At 71.3% G+C, this 21,883-nt stretch carries 22 protein-coding genes, 1 tRNA gene, 2 pseudogenes and 1 riboswitch; of the genes and pseudogenes, 8 read left to right on the top strand and 17 right to left on the bottom strand.

The window, feature by feature from the left end; translation table 11 throughout:
* Window positions 1-2: 2 nt before the first annotated feature.
* Window positions 3-662 (bottom strand): ATP-binding protein, encoded by a 660-nt coding sequence (locus tag QC282_RS28090; protein WP_279552380.1) that lies wholly within the window; start codon window positions 660-662, stop codon window positions 3-5.
* A 200-nt stretch (window positions 663-862) separates the two neighbouring features.
* Here QC282_RS28090 and QC282_RS28085 point away from each other — a divergent pair, with 200 nt between their 5' ends.
* Both QC282_RS28085 and QC282_RS28080 read left to right on the top strand, forming a co-directional pair.
* Window positions 863-1,705, top strand: coding sequence for a helix-turn-helix transcriptional regulator (locus QC282_RS28085; RefSeq protein WP_279552379.1), 843 nt, complete (start codon window positions 863-865; stop codon window positions 1,703-1,705).
* A 2-nt stretch (window positions 1,706-1,707) separates the two neighbouring features.
* Entirely contained in the window at window positions 1,708-1,920 is a 213-nt protein-coding gene (locus tag QC282_RS28080) for a DUF397 domain-containing protein (protein ID WP_279552378.1), read from the top strand.
* 113 nt (window positions 1,921-2,033) lie between these two features.
* Here the strand turns inward: QC282_RS28080 and QC282_RS28075 are convergent, their stop codons facing one another.
* The 4 genes from QC282_RS28075 to QC282_RS28060 form a co-directional block, all read right to left on the bottom strand.
* Window positions 2,034-2,357: a hypothetical protein gene (locus QC282_RS28075; protein WP_279552377.1), complete on the bottom strand. Its 324-nt coding sequence runs from the start codon at window positions 2,355-2,357 to the stop codon at window positions 2,034-2,036.
* A 274-nt stretch (window positions 2,358-2,631) separates the two neighbouring features.
* Window positions 2,632-4,317 carry a glycosyltransferase gene (locus QC282_RS28070; RefSeq protein ID WP_336621093.1) on the bottom strand — a complete coding sequence of 562 codons (1,686 nt, stop codon included), beginning with the start codon at window positions 4,315-4,317 and terminating at the stop codon, window positions 2,632-2,634.
* Between the two features lie 237 nt (window positions 4,318-4,554).
* Window positions 4,555-5,007: a DUF2267 domain-containing protein gene (locus tag QC282_RS28065; RefSeq protein WP_279552392.1), complete on the bottom strand. Its 453-nt coding sequence runs from the start codon at window positions 5,005-5,007 to the stop codon at window positions 4,555-4,557.
* Window positions 5,008-5,438: 431 nt separating this feature from the next.
* A complete protein-coding gene (locus QC282_RS28060) occupies window positions 5,439-5,858 on the bottom strand; it encodes an Hsp20/alpha crystallin family protein (RefSeq protein WP_279552375.1) in 420 nt (139 codons plus the stop codon).
* A gap of 268 nt (window positions 5,859-6,126) precedes the next feature.
* Here QC282_RS28060 and QC282_RS28055 point away from each other — a divergent pair, with 268 nt between their 5' ends.
* Window positions 6,127-6,429 (top strand): hypothetical protein, encoded by a 303-nt coding sequence (locus QC282_RS28055; protein ID WP_279552374.1) that lies wholly within the window; start codon window positions 6,127-6,129, stop codon window positions 6,427-6,429.
* 306 nt (window positions 6,430-6,735) lie between these two features.
* Here the strand turns inward: QC282_RS28055 and QC282_RS28050 are convergent, their stop codons facing one another.
* Window positions 6,736-8,232, bottom strand: coding sequence for an MFS transporter (locus QC282_RS28050; protein WP_279552373.1), 1,497 nt, complete (start codon window positions 8,230-8,232; stop codon window positions 6,736-6,738).
* A gap of 102 nt (window positions 8,233-8,334) precedes the next feature.
* Entirely contained in the window at window positions 8,335-9,669 is a 1,335-nt protein-coding gene (locus QC282_RS28045; RefSeq protein WP_279552372.1) for a DUF445 domain-containing protein, read from the bottom strand.
* Window positions 9,670-9,865: 196 nt separating this feature from the next.
* Here QC282_RS28045 and QC282_RS28040 point away from each other — a divergent pair, with 196 nt between their 5' ends.
* A complete protein-coding gene (locus tag QC282_RS28040; protein WP_279552371.1) occupies window positions 9,866-11,203 on the top strand; it encodes an SGNH/GDSL hydrolase family protein in 1,338 nt (445 codons plus the stop codon).
* Window positions 11,204-11,367: 164 nt separating this feature from the next.
* Here the strand turns inward: QC282_RS28040 and QC282_RS28035 are convergent, their stop codons facing one another.
* The 4 genes and pseudogenes from QC282_RS28035 to QC282_RS28020 form a co-directional block, all read right to left on the bottom strand.
* Complete coding sequence (locus QC282_RS28035; protein WP_279552370.1) at window positions 11,368-12,159, bottom strand: DUF1707 domain-containing protein; 792 nt, start codon at window positions 12,157-12,159, stop codon at window positions 11,368-11,370.
* 9 nt (window positions 12,160-12,168) lie between these two features.
* Window positions 12,169-13,190, bottom strand: a pseudogene (locus tag QC282_RS28030) (ATP-binding cassette domain-containing protein).
* Window positions 13,187-13,951, bottom strand: coding sequence for an ABC transporter permease (locus QC282_RS28025; RefSeq protein ID WP_279552391.1), 765 nt, complete (start codon window positions 13,949-13,951; stop codon window positions 13,187-13,189). Before QC282_RS28025 ends, QC282_RS28030 begins: the two are co-directional and overlap by 4 nt.
* 46 nt (window positions 13,952-13,997) lie before the next feature.
* Window positions 13,998-14,798 carry an ABC-2 family transporter protein gene (locus QC282_RS28020; RefSeq protein WP_279552369.1) on the bottom strand — a complete coding sequence of 267 codons (801 nt, stop codon included), beginning with the start codon at window positions 14,796-14,798 and terminating at the stop codon, window positions 13,998-14,000.
* 183 nt (window positions 14,799-14,981) lie between these two features.
* Here QC282_RS28020 and QC282_RS28015 point away from each other — a divergent pair, with 183 nt between their 5' ends.
* Window positions 14,982-17,399, top strand: coding sequence for a transglycosylase domain-containing protein (locus tag QC282_RS28015; RefSeq protein WP_279552368.1), 2,418 nt, complete (start codon window positions 14,982-14,984; stop codon window positions 17,397-17,399).
* A 57-nt stretch (window positions 17,400-17,456) separates the two neighbouring features.
* Here the strand turns inward: QC282_RS28015 and QC282_RS28010 are convergent, their stop codons facing one another.
* The 3 genes from QC282_RS28010 to QC282_RS28000 form a co-directional block, all read right to left on the bottom strand.
* Window positions 17,457-17,777: a multidrug efflux SMR transporter gene (locus QC282_RS28010; protein WP_279552367.1), complete on the bottom strand. Its 321-nt coding sequence runs from the start codon at window positions 17,775-17,777 to the stop codon at window positions 17,457-17,459.
* Between the two features lie 36 nt (window positions 17,778-17,813).
* Window positions 17,814-17,878: riboswitch (guanidine-III (ykkC-III) riboswitch) on the bottom strand.
* A 77-nt stretch (window positions 17,879-17,955) separates the two neighbouring features.
* Window positions 17,956-18,303 carry a co-chaperone GroES gene (locus QC282_RS28005; protein ID WP_279552366.1) on the bottom strand — a complete coding sequence of 116 codons (348 nt, stop codon included), beginning with the start codon at window positions 18,301-18,303 and terminating at the stop codon, window positions 17,956-17,958.
* 60 nt (window positions 18,304-18,363) lie between these two features.
* Window positions 18,364-18,714, bottom strand: a complete 351-nt coding sequence (locus QC282_RS28000) for a DUF3618 domain-containing protein (protein ID WP_279552365.1) — start codon at window positions 18,712-18,714, stop codon at window positions 18,364-18,366.
* Window positions 18,715-18,846: 132 nt separating this feature from the next.
* Here QC282_RS28000 and bcp point away from each other — a divergent pair, with 132 nt between their 5' ends.
* From bcp to QC282_RS27985, 3 genes and pseudogenes are all read left to right on the top strand, one after another.
* Window positions 18,847-19,314: a thioredoxin-dependent thiol peroxidase gene (gene bcp, locus QC282_RS27995; RefSeq protein WP_279552364.1), complete on the top strand. Its 468-nt coding sequence runs from the start codon at window positions 18,847-18,849 to the stop codon at window positions 19,312-19,314.
* A gap of 153 nt (window positions 19,315-19,467) precedes the next feature.
* Window positions 19,468-19,725: pseudogene (locus tag QC282_RS27990) on the top strand (HNH endonuclease); the annotation flags it as partial.
* A tRNA-Leu gene (locus QC282_RS27985) sits at window positions 19,725-19,808 on the top strand. The pseudogene QC282_RS27990 and the gene QC282_RS27985, both read left to right, overlap by 1 nt.
* A gap of 53 nt (window positions 19,809-19,861) precedes the next feature.
* Here QC282_RS27985 and rdgB read toward each other — a convergent pair.
* The 3 genes from rdgB to rph form a co-directional block, all read right to left on the bottom strand.
* Complete coding sequence (gene rdgB / locus QC282_RS27980) at window positions 19,862-20,464, bottom strand: RdgB/HAM1 family non-canonical purine NTP pyrophosphatase (protein WP_279552363.1); 603 nt, start codon at window positions 20,462-20,464, stop codon at window positions 19,862-19,864.
* Window positions 20,465-20,510: 46 nt separating this feature from the next.
* Window positions 20,511-20,915: a hypothetical protein gene (locus QC282_RS27975; protein ID WP_279552362.1), complete on the bottom strand. Its 405-nt coding sequence runs from the start codon at window positions 20,913-20,915 to the stop codon at window positions 20,511-20,513.
* 140 nt (window positions 20,916-21,055) lie between these two features.
* Window positions 21,056-21,793, bottom strand: coding sequence for a ribonuclease PH (rph, locus tag QC282_RS27970; protein WP_279552361.1), 738 nt, complete (start codon window positions 21,791-21,793; stop codon window positions 21,056-21,058).
* Window positions 21,794-21,883: the final 90 nt, after the last annotated feature.

Below are 21,883 nucleotides of genomic sequence, written 5' to 3'. Positions count from 1 at the left end.
ATTCACGGCGAGTCGCCTGCCACGGTGAACTGGGCCTCAAAGCGAGTCTGCGCTCGATCAAGCACCTCGTCCGCGTCATGGCCGTGAGCCCTCAGCCAGTGCAGTAGGGCTGCGATAACGTCGATCACAGCAGCTTCTGTCACCACCGCAGCCAACCGGCTCCGTTGGGGCGAGCTGACAAGTTGGTCGTTGCCGTAGCAGCTGAGAAGCGGCGTCGCTTTCGTTACACATGCACGTTGCCCATGCTCGTTGGCCGGAAACGGGCCCGCCAACTCGCACCACGTCACCTTGCCGTCGGGCTCCATCCGGATGCCCCAACACTCTGTGAGGGCATCGACCAATGCCATGCCACGGCCCACTTCGGCATCGTCGCCCGCGTTCACCAGAGTGGGTAGGGCGCGTGTGTCAGGGTCGCGCACCTCGATCCGCAGACGGCCGCCAACCTCGGACACAACAAGGCTGACCGGGGCGCCATGACCGACATGCGTGACGACGTTGGAGACCAGCTCACTGACGCACAGTTCCGCTGCGTCGACCAGTTCAGGGAGCCCCCAGCCGCCCAGGTGCGCACGTACCAGCCGCCGAGCGACCGCTACTTCCTCCGGCTGGGCGGCGAACGCCAACTCCCAACGGCCCCTGGGCTTGTAGGCGGCACAGTCCACGGCTCAACTCCTGGATGCGGTACTGATTGCTGTCGGAAGTGGATTACACACATAGCGTTGCAGTGAAACTCTCAAAATGGAACTCTCACAGCACTTCCCTGGAAGCGCGGCAGGCGGCCGAGCGCCCCCGGCGCACGCTGCGTTGCCGTCCCACCCAGCTTGACTGACGATCTGATGGTTCAAGAGGAAGGACTGTTTCTATGGCAGTTGGTCCCACCACCCGCCGCCGACAACTGGGGGCCGACCTGCGTCGACTCCGCGAACGCAAAGGCCTCACCCTGGAGGAGGCCGGTACCCGTGTAGGCATCTCGAAAGCGACGCTCAGCCGCTACGAGACCAAGGAGGGCACAGTCAAGTGGCCGGCGGTCGACGCCCTCTGCCGTGAGTACGACGCGTCGGACGAGGAGCGCCTCGCTCTGGTTGAGTTGGCCAAGGGCGCGAAGATCCAAGGATGGTGGCGTTCACTTGCCGATCCCATCCCAGAATCAATGAACCTGATGCTCACGCTTGAGGATGAGGTCGTTCGCGAAGATCACTACGCGTGCATGTACATTCCCGGCCTCCTCCAGACGCGGGCCTACGCCGAAGCTGTTCATCGTGCATCGGAGGTGCACTGCCCAGAGCGGGAGGTGCAGCACATGGTCGACATCCGCATGAAGCGGCAAGAGCTCCTCGACCGCGATGAGCCACCGCACATCTGGTGCGTGATCGACGAGGCGGCTCTTAGGCGTCAAGTCGGTGGTCAAGTCGTGATGAAGGAACAACTCGAACGCCTACTGACCCTGGCACAGCGCCCCAACGTAACCATTCAGGTCTTGCCCTTCTCAAAAGGCGCACACGCAGCGGCCGTTGGGAGCTTCGTAGTGTTGCGTGGCCCCGCCCGCGAGCTCGATGTCGTGTACGTCGATCTACTCGGGGGGAGCGTGTTCATGGAGAAGAAGCAGGAACTGGAGCGCTATAGATTGGCGTTCGAGTACTTGAGCGCGCAGGCACTCGACTTCGAGTCATCGACGGAGCTCATCCACCGGGTAAGCAGGGAGTGATCATGACGGCGCCTTCGAGACTTCAGTGGTTCAAGTCCTCCTACAGCGGCGGAAGCGGCACGGAGTGCGTGGAGTGCGCGCGGGTCGAAGCCGGAGTTCTGATCCGCGACTCCAAACAGCGGAAGGGAGCGACCCTGACCATCGCTGATGAGCCTTGGTTGGCGCTGATAGACGCCGTACAGCGCGGGGCCCTGGCTGGGGAACCGCCGCGGTAACAGCCGGCGCGGCCCTTCCTTCTTGGAAAACGTGGGGCCCCGTGCACTCCGTACGGAATCAAGGGTTGAGGGCCCAGGGCCCCGCCCCGCCACCTCACGCCGCTCACGCCAGTTCACGGGCCCCTTCGGTGACCGTCCTGAGCAGTGCGCCGGAGCACGCCCGCCGCGGCGACGGCGCGCAGCTCGTCCATGAGGCGGGGGCCGGTGCCCTGGCGGCGGAGAGGGTCGCGGACGTAGAGCTCCTTGAGCTCGTCCTCCACGACGAGTGCGGAGGCCAGCGGCGGCGTGCCGAACAGGGCCTCCTCGACCTGTGCCAGGCGTTCGTCGGGCGGCTGGATGTCGGATTCGGCCGTGCCGTAGAAGCGCTCGATCTCCTCGATCAGTCCGGCCACGGCCTGGACGTCGTTCTTCTCGGCCGGCCGGATCGTCACGGTCATCGGCGTGCAGTTCCTGTCGTTCGCGGTGGTGTCGGGCAGCTCGGGTCACTGGGTGGCGGGCGCGGAAGCGCCGAGGGTCCAGCCGTGCTGTCGTAGAGAACCCTGTACGTGCTCGATGAGATACGCCAGATCCGCGCAGTAGACGGACGGGTTCCGGTACCCGTTCGCCGTGCTGAACCGGTGCGGGAGGTAGCCGCCGCCGCACACCTCCACCAGCGGGCAGCCGCGGCACTCCCCGGCGAAGGCCGCCCTGCCGTACCCCGCACCCCCGCCCCTACGAACCCACCGAACCCCCGGCACCCCCAGAACCCCCAGCACCCCCAGCCCAAGGATCCACCCCCCGCAACACCGCCCGCATCCTGCGTCGCACCCCCGGCGGAAGGTGGTTCAGGGTGTCGCGGGCCGTGGTGCGGACGCGGGGTGACGATGTCGCGTGCAGGAGGACTCGCTTGGCGATGGTGGCGCTGCCGGGTGGGGCCACCGCGGCGCGGAGTTGGGCGTCGCGGGTCGTCCAGGCCGGGGCCACCAGGCGGGGCGGGGTGCCGGACACCGTCGCGGGGATGTGCGGGCGGGCCGGGTTCGCCAGGCGGGAGCGGCGGCCCACGCCGAGGAGTTGGGCGTAGGACCAGACCAGGTGGGTGCCGGGGAGCATGGGGGTGTTGCCCCGCAGGGTTTCCGGGTCCAGGGTCGACCGGCCGGCCAGGACCACCCGGTGGCGGCCGTCGCCCAGGGGCTCGGTGCGCGGGGCCAGGTCGCCGGGCGGGAACCACCACTCGTCGCGGGTCGTGTCGTGGACGAGCAGTTCTCCGTGGGCGTAGGCGAACGGGTGCGGGGCCTCCCAGTTCTCGGCGCCCTTGATGCCGGCCAGCAGGTCGGGGTCCAGGAGGAGGCGGCCGTGGTGGTCCACGAGGGTCAGGGGTTCGCCGTCGGGGCGGATCATGCCGGTCCGGGTGGTGATCAGGAGTCTGCCCTTGTGCCAGTGGACGTCCTCGACCGTCACCTCGGGCTTGATCTGCCGGACTCTGCGGGCCAGTTCGAGGAGGGAGTCCAGGTTGCCGTCCTCCAGGAGCTTCCCCCGCAGGCGCGTGATCGCCGGGAGGCCGTCCCGGACGCCCGGCGGGTAGGCGTCCAGGGCCATGCGGCGGACGGTCTCGAAGTAGCGCCGGAGGTGGTCGCCCGTGCGCTGGAGGATGCGGGGTTCGCTGACCGGGCGCAGGAGTTCGACGCGGTAGGAGCGGCGCAGCAGGTGGTCCTGGAGGGGGCCGGGGTCCGTGCCCTCCTTGATGGCGTCCACGACGGTGCGCAGGTGGGCGTAGTACGTCTCCGGCAGGGTCGCGCCGGCGCTGGTGTTGCCGCCGTCCTCGCGGCGGTTCCAGACGTAGCAGGGGTAGTCACCGAGGATCGACACGCGCTTCGCCCGCACGTACGCCCTGGCCATGAACACCTGGTCCTCCAGGCGCACCCTGCCCTCGGGGAACTCGATGCCGTGGGAGAGCAGGAACTCGCGGCGGAACATCTTGTGCGGGGTCAGCGTCTCGAAGAGCGGCGCGTCCGCCGCCGTGCACTGGTCCACGGTGTGCTTGAAGACGCTGCTCGGGCCCTGCATCGTGCCGGTGACCTTGCCGAGGACGATGTCCGAGTCGTTGCGGACGGCCAGGTCGTAGAGGCGTTGCAGGGCCTCGGGCATCAACTCGTCGTCCTGGTCCACGAATTGGACGTACTCGCCGCGGGCCGCGCGGACGCCGACGTTGCGGGGCCTGCCCGGCCAGCCGGAGTTCTCCTGGGTGATCACGCGGACGTGCGGGTGCCGGGACGCCAGGCGGGCCAGGCGCTCGGGCGAGTCGTCCGTGGAGCCGTCGTCGACGTAGATCACCTCGTACGCGTCCCGGCCCAGCGTCTGGCCGAGGAGGGACGGCGCGCAACGGTCCAGATACGTGCCCGCGTTGTAGACAGGCACCACGACGCTGACCCTGAGCATCCGTACCCCCGACGTGTTTGGTCATTTCGGATCTGTCGGGATTTACGGTACGCCTGATCGCCGGTCCGGACAGGGCTGCGGCGGTCCGTCGCCGTGTCGCCGTGTCGCCGTGACGCCGGGGGTGGTGTCGACGACACGGTGACGAACCGCCGTAGTCCTGGGGCTCGATGGACCACCCCGTTCCCGGGGCGACCGGGCACGCGGGCCCGGAGCGGCGCGCTACGCCGTCGGGCTCAGGTCCGCCCTGCCGAAGAGCAGCGCGTATCCGGGCGGGAGTTGGGCCAGGACCCGGGTGGTCAGGGCGTCGCCCACCAGGGACGGCAGGACGCTGAGGACCGAGCTGACGTCCCAGCGGGCCGTGGCCGGGGTCGCTCCCTCGATGCGCGTGGCGACCGAGTCCACGAACTCCGCCGCCGTCAGCCGGCGCGTGACCGGGATCTGGTCGGCGATCACCCGGGCCGCCTCCTCGGGGAGGGCGCGGGCGAGGTCGACGCGTTCGTCTCCGACGACGTGACCGCCGAGGGCCGACAGCACGATGCGCGTGACGCGTTCCGCCTCCGCCGCCGTCGGATACTGGCCGGCGTCCTGGACCTCGGCGATCAGGTCCGACCATGCGGCCGCCGCGGTGCCGGGCCGGGCGGGCGGCGCCTCCGTCGTCGTCACGGCCGACATCACGGGCGCGGTCGCGGCCGAGATCGCGGGCGCGGTCGCGGCCGAGATCGCGGGCGCGGTCGCGGTCGCGGCAGACATCACGGTCGCGGGCGCGGTGGCCTCGGTCGTGATTGACCGGGTCGTGGGACGCGTCGCGGTCGTGCCTGCCGTGGTGACCGGCTTCGTCAGCGTCTGCGTCGTCGTCATGTGGCTCACCATGCTCTTCGGCACCGTCACGCTCGGCACCGTCGTGGCGCTCATGGTCGGGTTCCTCCTGGGCCGGAAGGGGGGGTCGCGTCCCGCGGGCCGGGCACCGGGTACCTGGCCCGCGGGACGTCACTCAAACGGGACTCATACGGATCGGGCACCCGGCTCGGGCATTCGCCCGCCCGACTCGCCGGACGCTCGGGAAACCGGGCGCCCGGCGAGTCGGACGCCGGCGCCTCGGGCGCTCATCCGCTCAGCTGCCTGGGACCGCTGCCGCCGCTGATCGGGATGCGGCGCGGCTTGGCCTGCTCGGCCACCGGGATGCGCAGCGTGAGCACACCGGCGTCGTACGAGGCGTTGATGCGCTCCGTGTCGAGGGTCTCGCCGAGGAAGAGCTGGCGCGTGAACGTGCCCGTGGGGCGTTCGGCGACGAGCGTCTCCGCGCCCTCGGGGGCGGGCGACGTGCGCTCGGCGCGGACGCTCAGGACGTTGCGCTCGACATCCAGCTCGATCGACTCCGGGTCGATGCCCGGGAGGTCGAAGTGAACGACGAAGTCGTCCCCGGAACGGTAGGCGTCCATGGCCATCGCGGCCGGACGTGCCGCGTCGAAGACCTGCTGCGCGAGTCGGTCGAGTTCGCGGAAGGGGTCGGTGCGCATGAGCATCACAGTCTCACTCCCTTCATGAGGCGTTCTGTGCGATGCCCTACGGCTTCTGTCTCTTTATAGCTCCGAGCGAGGAAAATTGACAAGAGCCGACTCAACCTGGAGCCGGCGCGAGCTCGGCTCGACCCGCACGCTCGACCCGCACGTTCCACCGCACGGCCGTTCCGGCGCTGCCCCGGCCTCGTCCGGTCCCGCCCCCGTCCGGCCCCGCCCCTCCCGGGGAGTTAGTCTCGGTCGACGGACTCAGCAGCAGCCGCAGGAGGCAGGCATGGCGAAGGTTCCCAGCGCGTTGGTCGCCGCGGGCGGTCTCGTCGGCGGGTACGGCGTGGCCCGCTGGACCGGGAAGCGGCAGCTCGGCGGGGTCGTCCTCGCCGCGGCCGGGACGGCGGCGGCGCGGCAGTGGCGGCAGCGGGCGGGCGGTCCGGCCGCGGGTGCGCTGTCGGCCGCGTACGTCGCCGCGTTCGCCGGATCGCACCCCCTCGCCAAGAAGGTCGGCGCCTGGCCCGCGGTCTTCTCGGTCGCGGGCGCCGTGGCCCTCGCCTCCTGGGCGGTCGCCGATCGGCGCGGCTGAGACACCTCCGGGCCCGTCCCGGCCGAGTCTCCCCCTCCCCCGCTCCCCCGCGCGGCGTCGGACCGCGGCCTCCCACCTCCTTGGCGCCGCGTCGGACCGTCGCCACCCGCGCCCCCGGCCGCGACGTCGGACCGTGGCGTCCAGCACCCCGGGCAACGGCGTCGGACCGTAGCCCCACATCCCGCGCCCCCGGCGTCGGCGTCGGACCGCGGCCTCCCGCGACCGGCGTCGGCGTCGGCGTCGGCGTCGGCGTCGGCGTCGCCAACAACGGCATCAGACTCCCCTCCCGCACCGCCAGCCGCTGTGTCAGACCCTCGCCTCCCGCGCCCCCGGCGTCGGCTCCGCCGCCGTCAGCGGTCGGGCGATGTCCTCCAGCGCGCGGCGTTCCGCCTTCACCGCCAGCAGCGCCGCCACCAGCCCGGCCGCGCACATCAGCGCCGCGCCGATCTGGAACGCGAGCACCGTGTCGCCGACCTTGCCCGTGCCGGTGAGGTCGGCGAACAGCAGGGGTCCGCTGATGCCGCCCGCGGCGGTGCCGATGGCGTAGAAGAAGGCGATCGACATGGCCCGCGTCTCCATCGGGAACACCTCGGAGACCGTGAGGTACGCGCTGGACGCGCCGGCCGACGCGAAGAACAGCACCGCGCACCAGCACGCCGTCAGCGTCGCGGCGCTCAGCGAGCCGCGGTCGAACAGCCAGGCGGTGCCGAACAGCAGCAGCCCGGACAGCAGGTACGTCGAGGAGATCATCACCCGGCGGCCCACCGTGTCGAACAGCTTGCCCAGCAGCAGCGGGCCGCAGAAGTTGCCGATCGCGATGACCGCGAAGTAGTAGCCGGTGCTGCCGGTCGGCACGTCGAAGAACCTCGTCAGGATCGCGCCGAAGCCGAAGGTGATCGCGTTGTAGAGGAACGCCTGGCCGATGAAGAGGGCGAAGCCGAGGATCGCGCGCCTGCGGTACTTGGTGAAGACGGTGCGGCCGATCTCGGCGAACGTGATGCTCTTGCGCTGGCGGATCGTCATCTCCGCCCGCGGCGGCGGCAGCGGTTCGCCGCGCTCCGCCTCGATCTGCCGCTCGATGGACGACACGATGTGTTCCGCCTCGTCGTCGCGGCCGTGGATGAGCAGCCAGCGCGGACTCTCCGGGACGTGCCGCCGCACGAGGAGGATGACCAGGGCGAGTACGGCGCCCAGGGCGAACGTCAGCCGCCAGCCCACGTCCTTGGGCAGCACGGCCTCGTTCAGCGCGACGATCGACAGCAGCGAACCGCCGACCGCGCCCAGCCAGAAGCTGCCGTTGATCATCAGGTCGACGCGGCCCCGGTACTCGGCCGGGATCAGTTCGTCGATCGCGGAGTTGATGGCCGCGTACTCGCCGCCGATGCCGAAGCCGGTGAGGAACCGGAAGAGGAAGAACCACCAGGTGTCGAAGGACACGGCGGTCAGGGCCGTGGCCGCGAGGTACACCGCCAGCGTGATCATGAACAGCTTCTTGCGGCCGAACCGGTCGGTCAGACGGCCCCAGAACAGGGCGCCCAGGCAGGCGCCGGCCACGTAGAGCGCGGCGGCCATGCCGGTGACCTGGCCCGAGGTGATCGGCAGTCCGCTGCCGGGCTCGGACAGGCGGCCCGAGATGTTGCCGACGACCGTGACCTCCAGGCCGTCCAGGATCCAGACGGTGCCGAGGCCGATGACGACCGACCAGTGCCAGCGGGACCAGGGCAGTCGGTCCAGACGGGCGGGGATGGCGGTGGTGACCGTACGACCGGCCCCGTCCGGGGCACCGGCGGCTGCGCCTCTCATGGGCTCCCTCCTCGGTGAGCGAAAGCGCTGAGCCGGGTGCCCCCGAGATGACGGTTCCATGCCAGGGACGGGCGCCCCCGCCCGCCACCGCCCGGGGGTGCCCTACGCCCCCAGCGCCCGCGCCACCGTGTAGATCAGCAGGCCCGCCAGCGAGCCCACCACCGTGCCGTTGATCCGGATGAACTGCAGGTCGCGGCCGATGTGGGCCTCGATCTTGCGCGTCGTGTGCTCGGCGTCCCAGCCGGCCACCGTGTCCGTGATCAGGGACGTGATCTCCTGGCGGTAGGTGGTCACCACGTACACCGCGGCGCCCTCCACCCAGCCGTCGACCTTGCCCTGCACCTTGGGGTCGGAGGCCATGCGCGCGCCGAGGGACAGCAGGGAGGCCCGGACGCGCAGCCGCAGTTCGCTGCGCTCGTCCTCGGCCGCCGCGACGATCATGGACCGTACGGCGGTCCAGGCGGACGCGATGAGGTCCTGGACCTCGCCCCGGCCCAGCACCTCGTCCTTGAGCCGTTCGACCCGGGCGCGGGTGTCCGTGTCGGACTGGAGGTCGGAGGCGAAGTCGGTGAGGAAGCGGTCCAGTGCGCCGCGCGCCGGGTGGGCGGGCATGTCGCGCATCTCGGTGACGAACCGCAGGAGTTCCTTGTAGACGCGCTCGCCGACCTTCTTGTCGACGAACCTCGGGGTCCAGCCGGGCGCGCCGCCCTGCACGGCGTCCATCACGGAGTCGCCGTGCAGGACCAGCCAGTCGTGGGCGCGGGTGACGATCAGGTCGACGACGCGTTTGTGGCCGCCGTCGGCGACGACCTTCTCCAGCATCTTGCCGATGCCGGGCGCGATCTCCTGGGCGCCCGCCCGCCGGGTGATGGCCTCGCCGACGACCGCCTGGACGTCGGAGTCGCGCAGCACGGTCAGCGCGCCGCGCAGCGCGGTGGACAGTTCGGCCGTGACGCGGTCGGCGTGCTCGGGCCGGGCCAGCCAGGCGCCGAGGCGGCTGCCGATGCCGACGGCGCGCAGCCGCTGCCGTACGACGTCCTGGGAGAGGAAGTTCTCGCCGACGAACTCGCCGAGGGAGACGCCGAGCTGGTCCTTCTTGGTGGGGATGATCGCGGTGTGCGGGATGGGCAGGCCGAGGGGCCTGCGGAACAGCGCGGTGACCGCGAACCAGTCGGCGAGGGCGCCGACCATGCCCGCCTCGGCCGCCGCCGCGACATAGCCCGCCCAGGGGCCGGCGCCCGCGTGCGACGCCCACTCGGCGAGGACGTAGACGACGGCGACGAACAGCAGCAGGCCGGTCGCGGTGAGTTTCATGCGGCGCACGCCGCGCTGTTTCTCCAGGTCGGCCGGGCTGAACGTGGTCATCGCGCGGGCAGCCGAAGCCGGGACGCCACGACCACCCGTTACGCCCTGCACTTCCGGTTTTGTCCGTTCCATCCGCTCCACCCATCCGGTGATCCCGCACACATTGTCCCTTCCTGACCGACTCCCGGAACGGAACAGGAGTTCCCGGCGTCTGTTCGGAGGGGGGAATCGGGCGGGGTCCCGTGCGTTCCCTTCACGCCCATGTCGCATCATGGGCACATCAGATCGGAGCCCCGGGCTCCCATCGCCCGAGGAGAACAGCACAAGCATGACCCGGCGTCACGGATACGCCCTGCTCGCCGCGATCGTCGCTCTGATCGTGGCTCTTTCCGCCGCACTGTACGTCGGGGTCGCGTCCGACGAGGGCGGCGCACGCACCGAAACCGTCGCCGACGGCCGTGCCCCGCGCGGCTCCGCCGCACCCGCCTCCACCGGCACCTGGGTCGGCACCTGGTCCGCGTCGCCCGCCGGCGCCGAACCGGGCACGGAGATCACGGGCCTCGCGGGCCGCTCGGTGCGCAACGTCGTCCACACGAGCGTCGGCGGCACCAGTGCCCGCATCACCCTGTCCAACCTCTACGGCCAGGCGCCGCTCACCGTCACGCACGCCTCGATCGCCGTCGCCGCCGGGCCGGGCACCCCGGCCGCGGCGGCCGGCACCATGCGCCGGCTCACCTTCGCGGGCGGCGCCACCACGGTCGTCGTCCCGGCCGGCGGGCAGGTGATGAGCGACGCCGTCCGCATCGCCATTCCGCACGACAGCGACGTCCTCGTCACCACCTACTCCCCCACCCCGGCGGGCCCGGTCACCTACCACCCGCACGCCCGGCAGATCTCCTACGCCGCCCAGGGCGACCGCACCGAGGACGTGACGGCCGCCGCGTTCACCGAACAGTCGCCGTCCTGGCGCTACTTGACGGCGCTTGACGTGCTGAGCAACGAGGCGGACGGCACGGTCGTCGTCCTCGGCGACTCCCTCACCGACGGCATCACGTCCACGTCGAACGCCAACGCCCGCTGGACCGACGTCCTCGCCGACCGGCTGCGCGAGGCCGCCGCGTCCGGCGCCGACGTGCCCCGCTACGGCGTCGTCAACCAGGGCATCAGCGGCAACCGCGTCCTCACGGACGGCCTGGGCCGCCCCGCGGACAACCCCAGCGGGCTGAACCGCTTCGCCCGTGACGTGCTCGGCCGCACCAACGTCAAGGTCGTCGTCATCGACCTCGGCGTCAACGACATCCTGCGCAACCCGCGGCTCGCCGACCCGCGCGCGATCCTCGACGGCCTGCGCACGCTCGTCCGGCAGGCCCACGCCCACGGCATCAAGGTCGTCGGGGCCACGCTGATGCCGTTCAAGGGACACCGCGGCTTCACGCCCGAGCGGGAGGCGGTGCGGCAGCAGATCAACGCCGAGATCCGCGCGGGCCGCGTGTTCGACGCGGTCGTCGACTTCGACCGGGCGCTGCGCGACCCGTACGACCCGCGGCGGCTGCGCTCCGACTACGACTCGGGCGACCACCTCCACCCCAGCGACAAGGGGTACGCGCGCATGGGCGAGTACTTCGACCTGGACGACCTGAAGGGCGCGGCGCCGGCCGAGCTGTGAGTCACGGGGCGCCACCCGGCGGCGCCCCGTACCGACGGTCCCGCGCCGCCGATCCCGTGCCAGCGCCCCGTACCGGCGGTCCCGTGCCGCCGATCCCGTGCCAACGCCCCGTACTGGCCGTCCCGTACGCGCAGTCCCGTACCGGCGGTCCCGTACCCGCGCCCCTAACGCTCCTCGGGGCGGTGCCCGTGCCGGTGCTCCCGCAGCAGGTCCTCGTGCGCGCCCAGCATCCGGCGGTGGGTGTCGCCCGCGTCGTCATGGGCCGATTCCCGCAGCTCCCGCCGGGCCTGCTTGCGCTCCAGCCGCTCCTGGCGCCGCTCCTCCTTCAGCCGCTGCCGCTCCGCCCGCGTCTGCTTGCGGTCCACGCCGACGCCGCCCCAGAAGGCGAAGCCCTTGATGATCACGCGCGGCGCCCCGGGATCACCGGCCACGCCGTCCTCGCGCTGGTCGAAGCCGCCCATGATGCCGACGCCGCGCACGGCGACCTCGACGCCGGGCGGCACGATCACATGCACGCCGCCCATCACGGCGACGCAGTTGATCACGACCTCGCGGTCCGCGAAGTTCGCCTCGCGCAGATCGAGCTCGCCACCGCCCCAGAAGGCGAAGCAGTTCAGGCGCCGCGGCACCGTCCAGCGGCCCTTGCGCTGGAAGCCGGACAGCACCCCCACGGCCGTGCCGGACGCCCCGTCGCCGCCGACGATCCGGCCCGCCCAACTCCCGGCCCCCTCGGGTGCCTTGTGCGGCGCCGCGACGGGCGGGGCGACGCCCGGCGCCGGCAGGTCGCGCGTAAGGGGCGCCAGCTCCCCGTAGGTGCGGGCCCCGTACGTGGCCTCCAGCCGCTCCTCGAACTCCGCCATGTCGAGGCGGCCCTCCGCGAGGGCGTCCCGCAGGATCTCGGCGACACGTTCACGGTCGGCGTCGGAGGCGCGCAGCTCCGGGGCATCGTCGCTCATGACAGCAGCCTACGAGGTACCCGCTCCGGGCACTACGCGCTCCGCGTGGTCCGCGTACATCTTGGCGATCACCGTCTCGATGTCCGGCTCCCGCACGGAGAGATCGACCAGCGGATAGCGCGCCGCGATCGCCGCGACCAGCGGCGCCGCCGACTCCGACGCCGGGAACGCCAGCCACTGCCTGGGACCCTCCACGCGTACGACACGGGCGGGCGGCGGCGCCTCGACGGGCGGCAGTTCCCGCTCCAGGTCGACGACCAGGGTCCGCTCGCTCCCGCCCGCCTCGTGCAGGCCGGTGAGCGGGCCGTCGTACATCAGGCGGCCGTGGTCGATGACCATCACGCGGGAGCACAACTGCTCGATGTCCTGCAGGTCGTGGGTGGTCAGCAGCACGGTCGTGCCGCGCTCGGCGTTCAACTCCCGCAGGAAACCCCGGACCTTCGCCTTCGAGACGACGTCCAGGCCGATGGTCGGCTCGTCCAGGTACAGCACCTCCGGGTCGTGCAGCAGCGCCGCCGCGATGTCGCCGCGCATCCGCTGCCCGAGCGACAGCTGCCGCACCGGCACGTCCAACAGCTCGGCCAGGCCCAGAAGTTCGACGCAGCGGTCGAGGTTCTCGCGGTAACGCCCGTCCGGGATGCGGTACATGCGGTGCGCCAGCCGGTAGGAGTCGATGAGCGGCAGGTCCCACCAAAGCGTCGTGCGCTGCCCGAACACCACCCCGATGCGGTGCGCGAGCCGCGTCCGCTCCCGGGAAGGGTCGATGCCGGCGACGCGCAGCCGGCCCGCGCTCGGCGTGAGGATGCCCGTCAGCATCTGATCGTCGTGGACTTCCCGGCGCCGTTCGGGCCGATGTAGCCGACCATCTCGCCGCGCGCCACCGTGAAGGACAGCGCGTCGACCGCCCGGACCCGCCGCCGCTCCCAGCTCAGGAAACCCGTCTTCTTCCGTACGTCGAAGACCTTCTCGACCCCGTCGAGCTCGACGAAGCCGCCGCCTTCCGCGGCGAACCCACCGTCCACGTCCCTCAGCTCCCCGTGCTCCGATACGACCGCAGCCCCGCCCGCCACGCCAGCCCCGCGAGCGCGCAGCACGCGAGGGCGGCCAGCGGCGGCGTGAAGGCCACCCACCCCGGCAGATCCAGCGGATACGGCCGCCCCAGCAGGTACGAGGCGGGCAGCCAGTTCACGAACGCCAGCGGCAGCACGAACGTCACCGAGCGCACCAGCTCCTGCCCGAACACCGTTGGCGGATACTGCAGCAGCGTCGTCCCGCCGTACGTGAACGCGTTCTGCACCTCGGAGGCGTCCTGCGCCACGAACTGGAACGCCGCGCCCGCCACGAACACCGCCGCGAAGATCCCCGCGCCGCTGACCAGCGTCACCGGCATCAGCAGCAGCCTGCCCGCCGTCCAGTCGATGCCGACGCTCGCCAGCGCCCAGCCGAGGACCAGCGCGCCCTGCGCGATCCGGCCGACGCGGCGCAGCGCGAACCGGTCGGCGGCGACCTGCGCGAGCACCGGCACCGGCCGCACCAGCAGCGTGTCCAGCGTGCCGTCCCGCACCCGGCGGCCCAGCCGGTCCATCGACCCCAGCAGCAGGTCGGCCAGCCCGAACGACGTCGCCGACAGGCCGTACAGGAACGCCACCTCGGGCAGCGTGTAGCCGCCGAGCGCGTCGACCTGCGAGAACATCAGCATGATCCCGACGAAGTCGAGACCCGTCACCAGCAGGCTGCCCAGCACGGTCATGGCGAACGACGCCCGGTACGTCATCGTGGACCGGATCCACATGCCCGCGATCAGCCCGTAGGCGCGCAGCCCTTCCGGCACCCGACCGTCAGCCACCCTGGACCACCACCCGCCGCGCGGCCGCCGCCTGGAGCAGCCGCCCCGCCGCCAGCAGCACCGCCGCCCACCCGGCCTGGAACGCGAACGTGCCCAGCGGATCGGCCTCCCCGAGCAGCACGTCGGCGGGCGCCTGCAGCAGCGACGACCAGGGCAGCGCCCGTACGACGTCGCCGAGCGCGCCCGGGAAGACGTTCAGCGGCAGCAGCATCCCCGAGCTGAACAGCCCGACGACCATCAGCATCTGCAGCACGCCGGTGCCGTCCAGCAGCCAGAACGCGCTCAGCGCCGCCAGGTACCGGATGCCGAAACTGACCAGCGTCGCCAGCAGCACCGCGACACCGAACGCCAGCCACGTCAGCGGATCGTCCGGCAGGGCCGTCGGGAACAGCAGCGTCCCGGCCGCGAACGGGATCACACCGCGGCCCAGCAACTGGAACAGGGAACGGCCCGCGTCGGCCGCCAGCCACCACAACTGGAGATCGGCGGGCCGGTACAGGTCGATCGCGACGTCACCGGTGCGGATACGCTCCATCAGCTCCGTCTCGAAGCCGCCGCCCTGGATGGCCAGCGCCGCGAACAGCGCCTGCCCGAGCCACACATAGGTGACCGCCTGCGCCTGGTCGTAGCCGCCGAGATGCGGCTTCTCGTCCCACAGCGCCAGGTAGGTGTGGACCAGGATCAGCCCGAAGACGGTGTTGGTGAACACCCCGGCCGCCGTGGCGGCCCGATACGTCGCGTATCGTCGGAAACCGCCCGCCGCGACGGCCGCGTACAACCGTCCCGAGCCCACGCCCACCACCCTCCTCGCCGACCGGCGCACAAGCGAAGGAGCCTAGCCCTCCGGCGACCGGGCGGGCCACGGATTTACCGGGGTGTGACACCGGACGGGAACGGAACGCTTAGTGCGAGAGTCTTCACCAGTGGGCGCGCAGGGGCGCACAAGACATACGAGGCACAGGAGTCCGTGCACCAGATGAGCGACGAGTCGCAGCCACAGCAGCCGAACCCGGGCCAGGCAGCACAGCCGGACCCGCAGCCGGCCGGCCCGGAAGAGAACGGGACCGGACGGCCCCGGCGCACCGGCTGGCGCCGGCTGATCCCGACCTGGCGAATGGTGCTCGGCACCTTCGTCGTCGTCGTCCTGCTGCTCATCGGCGGATTCTTCCTCGGCTACTCCCTGGTGAAGATCCCGCCCGCCAACGCCCTCGCCACCAAGCAGAGCAACGTCTACCTGTACGCCGACGGCAGCCAGCTCGCCCGCGACGGCGAGGTCAACCGCGAGAACGTGAGCCTGGCCCAGGTGTCCAAGGACGCCCAGCGCGCCGTGCTCGCCGCCGAGGACCGCGACTTCTACACCGAGTCCGCCGTCGACCCCAAGGCGATGCTGCGCGCCGGGTGGAACACCGCCACCGGCAAGGGCAAGCAGTCCGGTTCGACGATCACCCAGCAGTACGTGAAGAACTACTACCTCGCGCAGGAGCAGACCCTGACCCGCAAGGCGAAGGAGTTCTTCATCGCGATCAAGCTGGACCGCACCGAGACCAAGGACCAGATCCTCGAGGGCTACCTCAACACCAGCTACTTCGGCCGCAACGCCTACGGCATCCAGGCCGCCGCGCAGGCCTACTACGGCGTGGACGCCACCGACCTCGACGCGGCCCGCGGCGCCTACCTCGCCGCGCTGCTGAACGCGCCCAGCGAGTACGACGTCGTCGCCCGCCCGGAGAACAGGGCCGCCGCCGAGGCCCGCTGGAACTACGTGCTGGACGGCATGGTCAAGGAGGGCTGGCTCGACGCCGGCGAGCGGGCGGGCCTGAAGTTCCCGATGCCGAAGGAGACCACCGTCTCCGCGGGCCTGTCCGGGCAGCGCGGTTACGTCGTGCGCATCGTCCGCGACTACCTCATCCAGAACAAGATCGTCGACGAGTCGGCGCTGGACGCGGGCGGCTACCGCATCACGACCACCCTGCACAAGGACAAGCAGGACGCCTTCGTGAAGGCCGTCAACGACAAGGTGATGTCCAAGCTGGACAAGAAGAACAACAAGGTCGACACCTACGTCCGCGCGGGCGGTGCCTCCATCGACACGAAGACCGGCAAGGTCGTCGCGATGTACAACGGCATCGACTACGTGAAGCAGTACACGCCCAACGCGACCCGCCGGGACTTCCAGGTCGGCTCGACGTTCAAGCCGTTCGTCTTCACCTCCGCCGTCGAGAACGGCTCCGTCACCCAGGACGGCCGCCCCATCACCGCCGACACCGTCTACGACGGCACCGACCAGCGCCCCGTGCAGGGCTGGTCCGGCGGCCACTACGCGCCGGAGAACGAGGACAACGTCGACTACGGCGACGTCACCGTCCGCGAGGCCACCGACAAGTCCGTCAACGCCGTGTACGCGCAGATGGCCGTCGACGTCGGCTCCGACAAGGTCCGCCAGACCGCGATCGACCTCGGCCTGCCCGCGGCCACGCCCGAACTGGTGCCCTCGCCGTCCATCGCGCTCGGCGTGGCCCAGGCCAGCGTCCTGGACATGACACAGGCGTACGCGACGCTCGCCAACCACGGCAAGCACGGCACGTACACGATGATCGAGAAGGTCACCAAGGACGGCCGGAACATCCTGGACCTGCCCGAGCGGCAGACCCGGCAGGCCATCAGCCGCGAGGCCGCCGACACCACGACGTCCGTCCTGCAGAGCGTCGTGCAGAACGGCACCGCCACCGCCGCCCAGGCCGCGGGCCGCCCGGCGGCCGGCAAGACCGGCACCGCGGAGGAGGACACGGCGGCCTGGTTCGCCGGCTACACGCCCGAACTCGCCACCGTCGTCGCCGTGATGGGCCAGGACCCGGAGACCGCCGAGCACAAGTCGCTGTACGGCGCGATGGGCCTGCCCCGCATCAACGGCGGCGGCGCGCCCGCGGAGATCTGGGGGCAGTACACCGCCGAGGCGCTGAAGGGCGAACCGGTCACCGACTTCGACCTCGACCTCCAGGAGGGCACCGGCGACACCCGGCCCCCGGCCACCGGCACCCCGACCGACCCCGGCACGGGGGACACCGGCGGCACGACGACCGGCGGCGCGGACAGCGGCGGACAGACGCCGGGCGAGACCGACGGCCCGACGGACGGCGGCACCACCGACGGCGGCGCCACGACGGGCTCCCCCGGGTGGGTCGACGGCGGCACGACGGACGGCGGCACCACGACCGGGTCCGGAGGCACCACCGACGGCGGCACGACGACCGACGGCGGCACCACGGGCTCCGGCGGCACCGCCGACGGGGGCACCACGGACGGCGGAACCTCCACCGGGTCCGGAGGCACCACCAACGGGAGCACGACGGGCGAGACGAGCACGGGCGGCTCAGGCGGCGGGAACCCGAACTGAACGAACGGCCGGGGCCCCGGACCGGGCCCCGGCGCCCCGGCAGGGGGCCAGGGTGGCTCAGTGCCCGGAGGTCGCCTTCAGCCCCACGACGGCGACCAGCAGCAGACACACGAAGAAGATCCGGGCGGCGGTGACGGGCTCATCCAGCACCACCATGCCGAGCACCGCCGCACCCGCCGCGCCGATCCCCACCCACACGCCGTAGGCGGTACCGATGGGCAGCGACTTCGCGGCCTGCGACAGCAGCAGCATGCTGGCGACGATGCCCGCGCCGGTGAGCACACTGGGCACGGGCCGGGTGAAGCCCTCGGTGTACTTCATCCCGATCGACCAGCCGACCTCCAGCAGACCGGCGACGACGAGCAGAACCCAGGCCATGACGAGCACCTCCGAAAGACACGGACCAACAGGGGCGGTGCGTCGTCTTGTCGCTTGACCCGGTACGGCGCGTCTCGTCGGGGTGATACGGATGACTACGGGTGGACCCTCACAAACGTAGCAAAGAACGCGGAAAAAGGCCGGTGACGATGGTCACCGGCCCTCTACGATCCCTGTTTCAGAGGTACAGCCCCGTGGAGTCCTCGGACCCCTCGAACCGGTCCGCGGCCACGGCGTGCAGGTCCCGCTCACGCATCAGCACGTACGGGACGCCCCGCACCTCCACCTCGGCCCGGTCCTCCGGGTCGTACAGCACCCGGTCGCCCGGCTCCACGGTCCGTACGTTCTGTCCCACCGCGACGACCTCGGCCCAGGCCAGCCGACGGCCGACCGCCGCCGTCGCGGGGATCAGGATGCCGCCCCCGGAACGCCGCTCGCCCTCGGAGTTGTCCTGCCGCACGAGCACACGGTCGTGCAGCATCCGGATGGGCAGCTTGTCGTGGGTGTCGTTTCTGTTGGCGCTCACGCCTCAGAACCTACCTGCCTTCGGCCCGGACGCGCGCGGGTGGGTCACCCGCGCCCCGGTTCAGCGCCGCCGGCGCCCACCGCCCCGGCCGCGCCGCTGGGCCCCCACGGCGACGAGCCCGACGACACCGGCCACGAGCAGCACCGCGGGCACGACGCGCTCCAGCCGGGGCGCGCCCTCCTCGTCCGTGAACTGCGCCTTCACATCGCTGACGACGCGGGTCACGCCGACGTACGCGCGCCCGAGGGTGTTGTCGACACTGGCCGCGACCTTGGCCTTGGCGTCGCCCACGATCGTCTTGGGGTGCACGCGCACCCCGAGCTCGTCGAGGGTCTCGGCCAGCACCTCGCGGCGACGCCTGATGTCCGCCTCGATCTGCGCCGGGGTTCTGGTGTCCGACGTGTCCGCCACCGTACGGCCTCCGAAGTCTGCTGACGCTGTTCCGGACAGTCTGTCAGCTTCGCGCCCGGCCGCACCGTCGGCACCCCCGGTTAGGCTCGGACCCGCACCACCCTTTCACGCACGCAAGAGGAGTCGAGACCGATGACCGAGCGCCTCCAGCCCGGGGACGTGGCCCCCGCCTTCACCCTGCCCGACGCCGACGGCAACGAGGTGTCGCTGGCCGACCACAAGGGCCGCAAGGTCATCGTCTACTTCTACCCGGCGGCGCTGACGCCGGGCTGCACGAAGCAGGCCTGCGACTTCACGGACAACCTCGACGTCCTGGCCGGCGCCGGCTACGACGTGCTCGGCATCTCCCCCGACCAGCCGGAGAAGCTGGCGAAGTTCCGCGACAAGGAGTCCCTGAAGGTCACCCTCCTCGCCGACCCGGACAAGAAGGTCCTGGACGCGTACGGCGCCTTCGGCGAGAAGAAGAACTACGGCAAGACATACATGGGCGTCATCCGCTCCACGATCGTCGTGGACGAGGACGGCAAGGTGGAACGCGCCCTCTACAACGTCCGCGCGACCGGCCACGTGGCCAAGATCATCAAGGATCTGGGCATCTGAGGACACGACTCCCACGCACATCAGCCGGAGGATCAAGGCGTACGGCATCGACACGTCGCACTTCACCTCGGGAGTCCGCGCGGCGAACAGGCGCGACAACCGGCGCCAACGGATCCCCGGGAGGTCCTCACCGAGAATCTGTCGGCACACGCCAGGCGTACCCCGAGCAGCCGGCTCAAGAAGGCGATGGCCGAACTCGGCATCGAGGAACGCTGCGCACTGTGCGGCGTCGGGGCGGTCTGGCTGGGCGAACCACTGCCCCTCGAGGTCGACCACATCAACGGCGACTGGAGCGACGACCGGCGGGAGAACCTGCGGTTCCTGTGCCCCAACTGTCACGCCACCACCAGCACATGGTGCCGGGGCGGGAAGAGGCGAGGGGCGACTCCCGGTACGATTGCAGGCGGCTAGCGGCGGTGGCGCAATGGCGACGCAGCAGACTTAGGATCTGTGGCCCTTGAACGGGCTTGAGGGTTCGAATCCCTTCCGCCGCACGTCAACGGCCTGCGGATCGAAGGATCGATCCGCAGGCCGTTCCGTTCCCGCGTCAGTCGAGCAACTCCCGCACCACCGGCACCAGTGCCCGGAACGCCTTGCCCCGGTGGCTGATCGCGTTCTTCTCGGCCGGGGTCAGTTCCGCGCAGGTCCGGGTGTCGCCCTCCGGCTGAAGGATGGGGTCGTAGCCGAAGCCGCCGGTGCCGGACGGGGTGTGGCGCAGGGTGCCGGGGAGCCGGCCCTCGACCACGCGTTCCGTGCCGTCGGGCAGGGCCAGGGCCGCCGCGCAGGCGAAGTGGGCCGACCGGTGGGGGTCGGCGATGTCCGAGAGCTGGGCCAGGAGCAGGTCCAGGTTGGCGCGGTCGTCGCCGTGGCGGCCCGACCAGCGGGCGGAGAAGATGCCGGGGGCGCCGCCGAGGACGTCGACGCACAGGCCCGAGTCGTCGGCGACGGCCGGCAGGCCGGTGGCCCGGGCGAGGGCATGTGCTTTGAGGAGGGCGTTCTCGGCGAAGGTGACGCCGGTTTCCTTGACGTCCGGCACGTCCGGGTACGCGTCGGCGCCGACGAGTTCGTGGGGCAGTCCGGCGTCGGCGAGGATCGCCCTGAGCTCGGTGATTTTTCCGGCGTTGCGGGTGGCGAGGATCAAGCGCGTCATGGCGTCCAGTATCCCGTCCTCGCCACCCCTGCCGTGCCGGGCGGGGTTACGGCGTGCAGACCTTCGTCAGTTCGCCCGCCGCGTCCGTGACCGGGCTGATGTCGGGGGTCTCGTCGCCGTTCCGCACGGAGGTGCGGACGTTCTCGACGGCCTTGTTGAGGTCGTCGACCGCCTTTTCGACGTCGGCGTTGTCGGTCTTGCCGCCGATGTCGCCGAGGTTCTTCTCGATGGAGTCGAGGGATTCCTCCAGCTGCGTCGGGTCGTTGGAGGCGGACTCCACGGCCTGCTGCAGTTCCGTGACGCTGTCGGCAATGGCGTCGGCGGTCTGCACGCAGTCCAGCGCCTTGTCGACGGCGGCGCAGCCGGTGGTCAGGCCGGCCGTCAGTGCGGCGGCGGCCATCGCTGCGGTGGCGACGGCGATACGGCTACGACGGCGTCGGCTCGCGGCCATGGGTGCGATCCCTCCCCTTGGGTCTGGGCCGGGCGGCCCGCTGGTCGGGCGTACGGCGGTGAGCCGCACGCCCGTGTCGGTAAGGACGCCGGGGCGGGTGGGCCGGTTGCCTGCCGCCGTCGGTCGTCTTGGGGCGCCCTTTACTTTCCGGCGACCGTATCAAGTGCCTTGTTCTGCAGTGCCGCCAGCTCGGTGCAACCGGAAACGGCCAGGTCCAGCAGCGCGTTGAGCTCGTCGCGGGCGAAGGGCTCGGCCTCGGCGGTGCCCTGGACCTCGACGAAGCGGCCGTCGCCGGTGCAGACGACGTTCATGTCGGTGTCCGCCTTGACGTCCTCCTCGTAGCAGAGGTCGAGGAGCGGGACGCCGGCGACGATGCCGACGGAGACGGCGGAGACGGTGCCGGTGATGGGCTTGCGGCCGGGGCGGATCAGTTTCCTGCCCTGGGCCCAGGCGACGGCGTCGGCGAGGGCGACGTAGGCGCCGGTGATGGCGGCGGTGCGGGTGCCGCCGTCGGCCTGGAGGACGTCGCAGTCGAGGACGACGGTGTTCTCGCCGAGGGCCTTGTAGTCGACGACGGCGCGCAGGGAGCGGCCGATGAGGCGGCTGATCTCGTGGGTGCGGCCGCCGATCTTGCCGCGGACGGACTCGCGGTCGCCGCGGGTGTTGGTGGCGCGGGGCAGCATGGCGTACTCCGCGGTGACCCAGCCCTCGCCGCTGCCCTTGCGCCAGCGGGGGACGCCCTCGGTGACGGAGGCGGTGCACAGGACCTTGGTGTCGCCGAAGGAGACGAGGACGGAGCCTTCGGCGTGCTTGCTCCAGCCGCGTTCGATGGTGATCGGGCGGAGTTGTTCGGGGGTGCGGCCGTCGATGCGTGACATGCGGACGAGCCTAGCCGCACGCGGCTGAGGGGCCCTTCCCGCATGGGGAAAGGGCCCCTCAGGGGTGAAGCAGGAGGTGAGGCGGGAGAT

Source organism: Streptomyces sp. DH24 (assembly GCF_029813775.1).
Taxonomy (GTDB): domain Bacteria; phylum Actinomycetota; class Actinomycetes; order Streptomycetales; family Streptomycetaceae; genus Streptomyces.
This window is presented reverse-complemented; position numbering and strand designations above follow the sequence as displayed.

Excerpts from the sequence above, each read along its gene's own strand:
- QC282_RS28085 (WP_279552379.1), top strand. The coding sequence starts at position 863 with ATGGCAGTTGGTCCCACCACCCGCCGCCGACAACTGGGGGCCGACCTG.
- QC282_RS28080 (WP_279552378.1), top strand. The coding sequence starts at position 1,708 with ATGACGGCGCCTTCGAGACTTCAGTGGTTCAAGTCCTCCTACAGCGGC.
- QC282_RS28075 (WP_279552377.1), bottom strand. The coding sequence starts at position 2,357 with ATGACCGTGACGATCCGGCCGGCCGAGAAGAACGACGTCCAGGCCGTG.
- QC282_RS28065 (WP_279552392.1), bottom strand. The coding sequence starts at position 5,007 with ATGTCGGCCGTGACGACGACGGAGGCGCCGCCCGCCCGGCCCGGCACC.
- QC282_RS28060 (WP_279552375.1), bottom strand. The coding sequence starts at position 5,858 with ATGCTCATGCGCACCGACCCCTTCCGCGAACTCGACCGACTCGCGCAG.
- QC282_RS28055 (WP_279552374.1), top strand. The coding sequence starts at position 6,127 with ATGGCGAAGGTTCCCAGCGCGTTGGTCGCCGCGGGCGGTCTCGTCGGC.
- QC282_RS28050 (WP_279552373.1), bottom strand. The coding sequence starts at position 8,232 with ATGAGAGGCGCAGCCGCCGGTGCCCCGGACGGGGCCGGTCGTACGGTC.
- QC282_RS28045 (WP_279552372.1), bottom strand. The coding sequence starts at position 9,669 with ATGGAACGGACAAAACCGGAAGTGCAGGGCGTAACGGGTGGTCGTGGC.
- QC282_RS28040 (WP_279552371.1), top strand. The coding sequence starts at position 9,866 with ATGACCCGGCGTCACGGATACGCCCTGCTCGCCGCGATCGTCGCTCTG.
- QC282_RS28035 (WP_279552370.1), bottom strand. The coding sequence starts at position 12,159 with ATGAGCGACGATGCCCCGGAGCTGCGCGCCTCCGACGCCGACCGTGAA.
- QC282_RS28025 (WP_279552391.1), bottom strand. The coding sequence starts at position 13,951 with ATGTGGATCCGGTCCACGATGACGTACCGGGCGTCGTTCGCCATGACC.
- QC282_RS28015 (WP_279552368.1), top strand. The coding sequence starts at position 14,982 with ATGAGCGACGAGTCGCAGCCACAGCAGCCGAACCCGGGCCAGGCAGCA.
- QC282_RS28010 (WP_279552367.1), bottom strand. The coding sequence starts at position 17,777 with ATGGCCTGGGTTCTGCTCGTCGTCGCCGGTCTGCTGGAGGTCGGCTGG.
- bcp (WP_279552364.1), top strand. The coding sequence starts at position 18,847 with ATGACCGAGCGCCTCCAGCCCGGGGACGTGGCCCCCGCCTTCACCCTG.
- rdgB (WP_279552363.1), bottom strand. The coding sequence starts at position 20,464 with ATGACGCGCTTGATCCTCGCCACCCGCAACGCCGGAAAAATCACCGAG.
- QC282_RS27975 (WP_279552362.1), bottom strand. The coding sequence starts at position 20,915 with ATGGCCGCGAGCCGACGCCGTCGTAGCCGTATCGCCGTCGCCACCGCA.
- rph (WP_279552361.1), bottom strand. The coding sequence starts at position 21,793 with ATGTCACGCATCGACGGCCGCACCCCCGAACAACTCCGCCCGATCACC.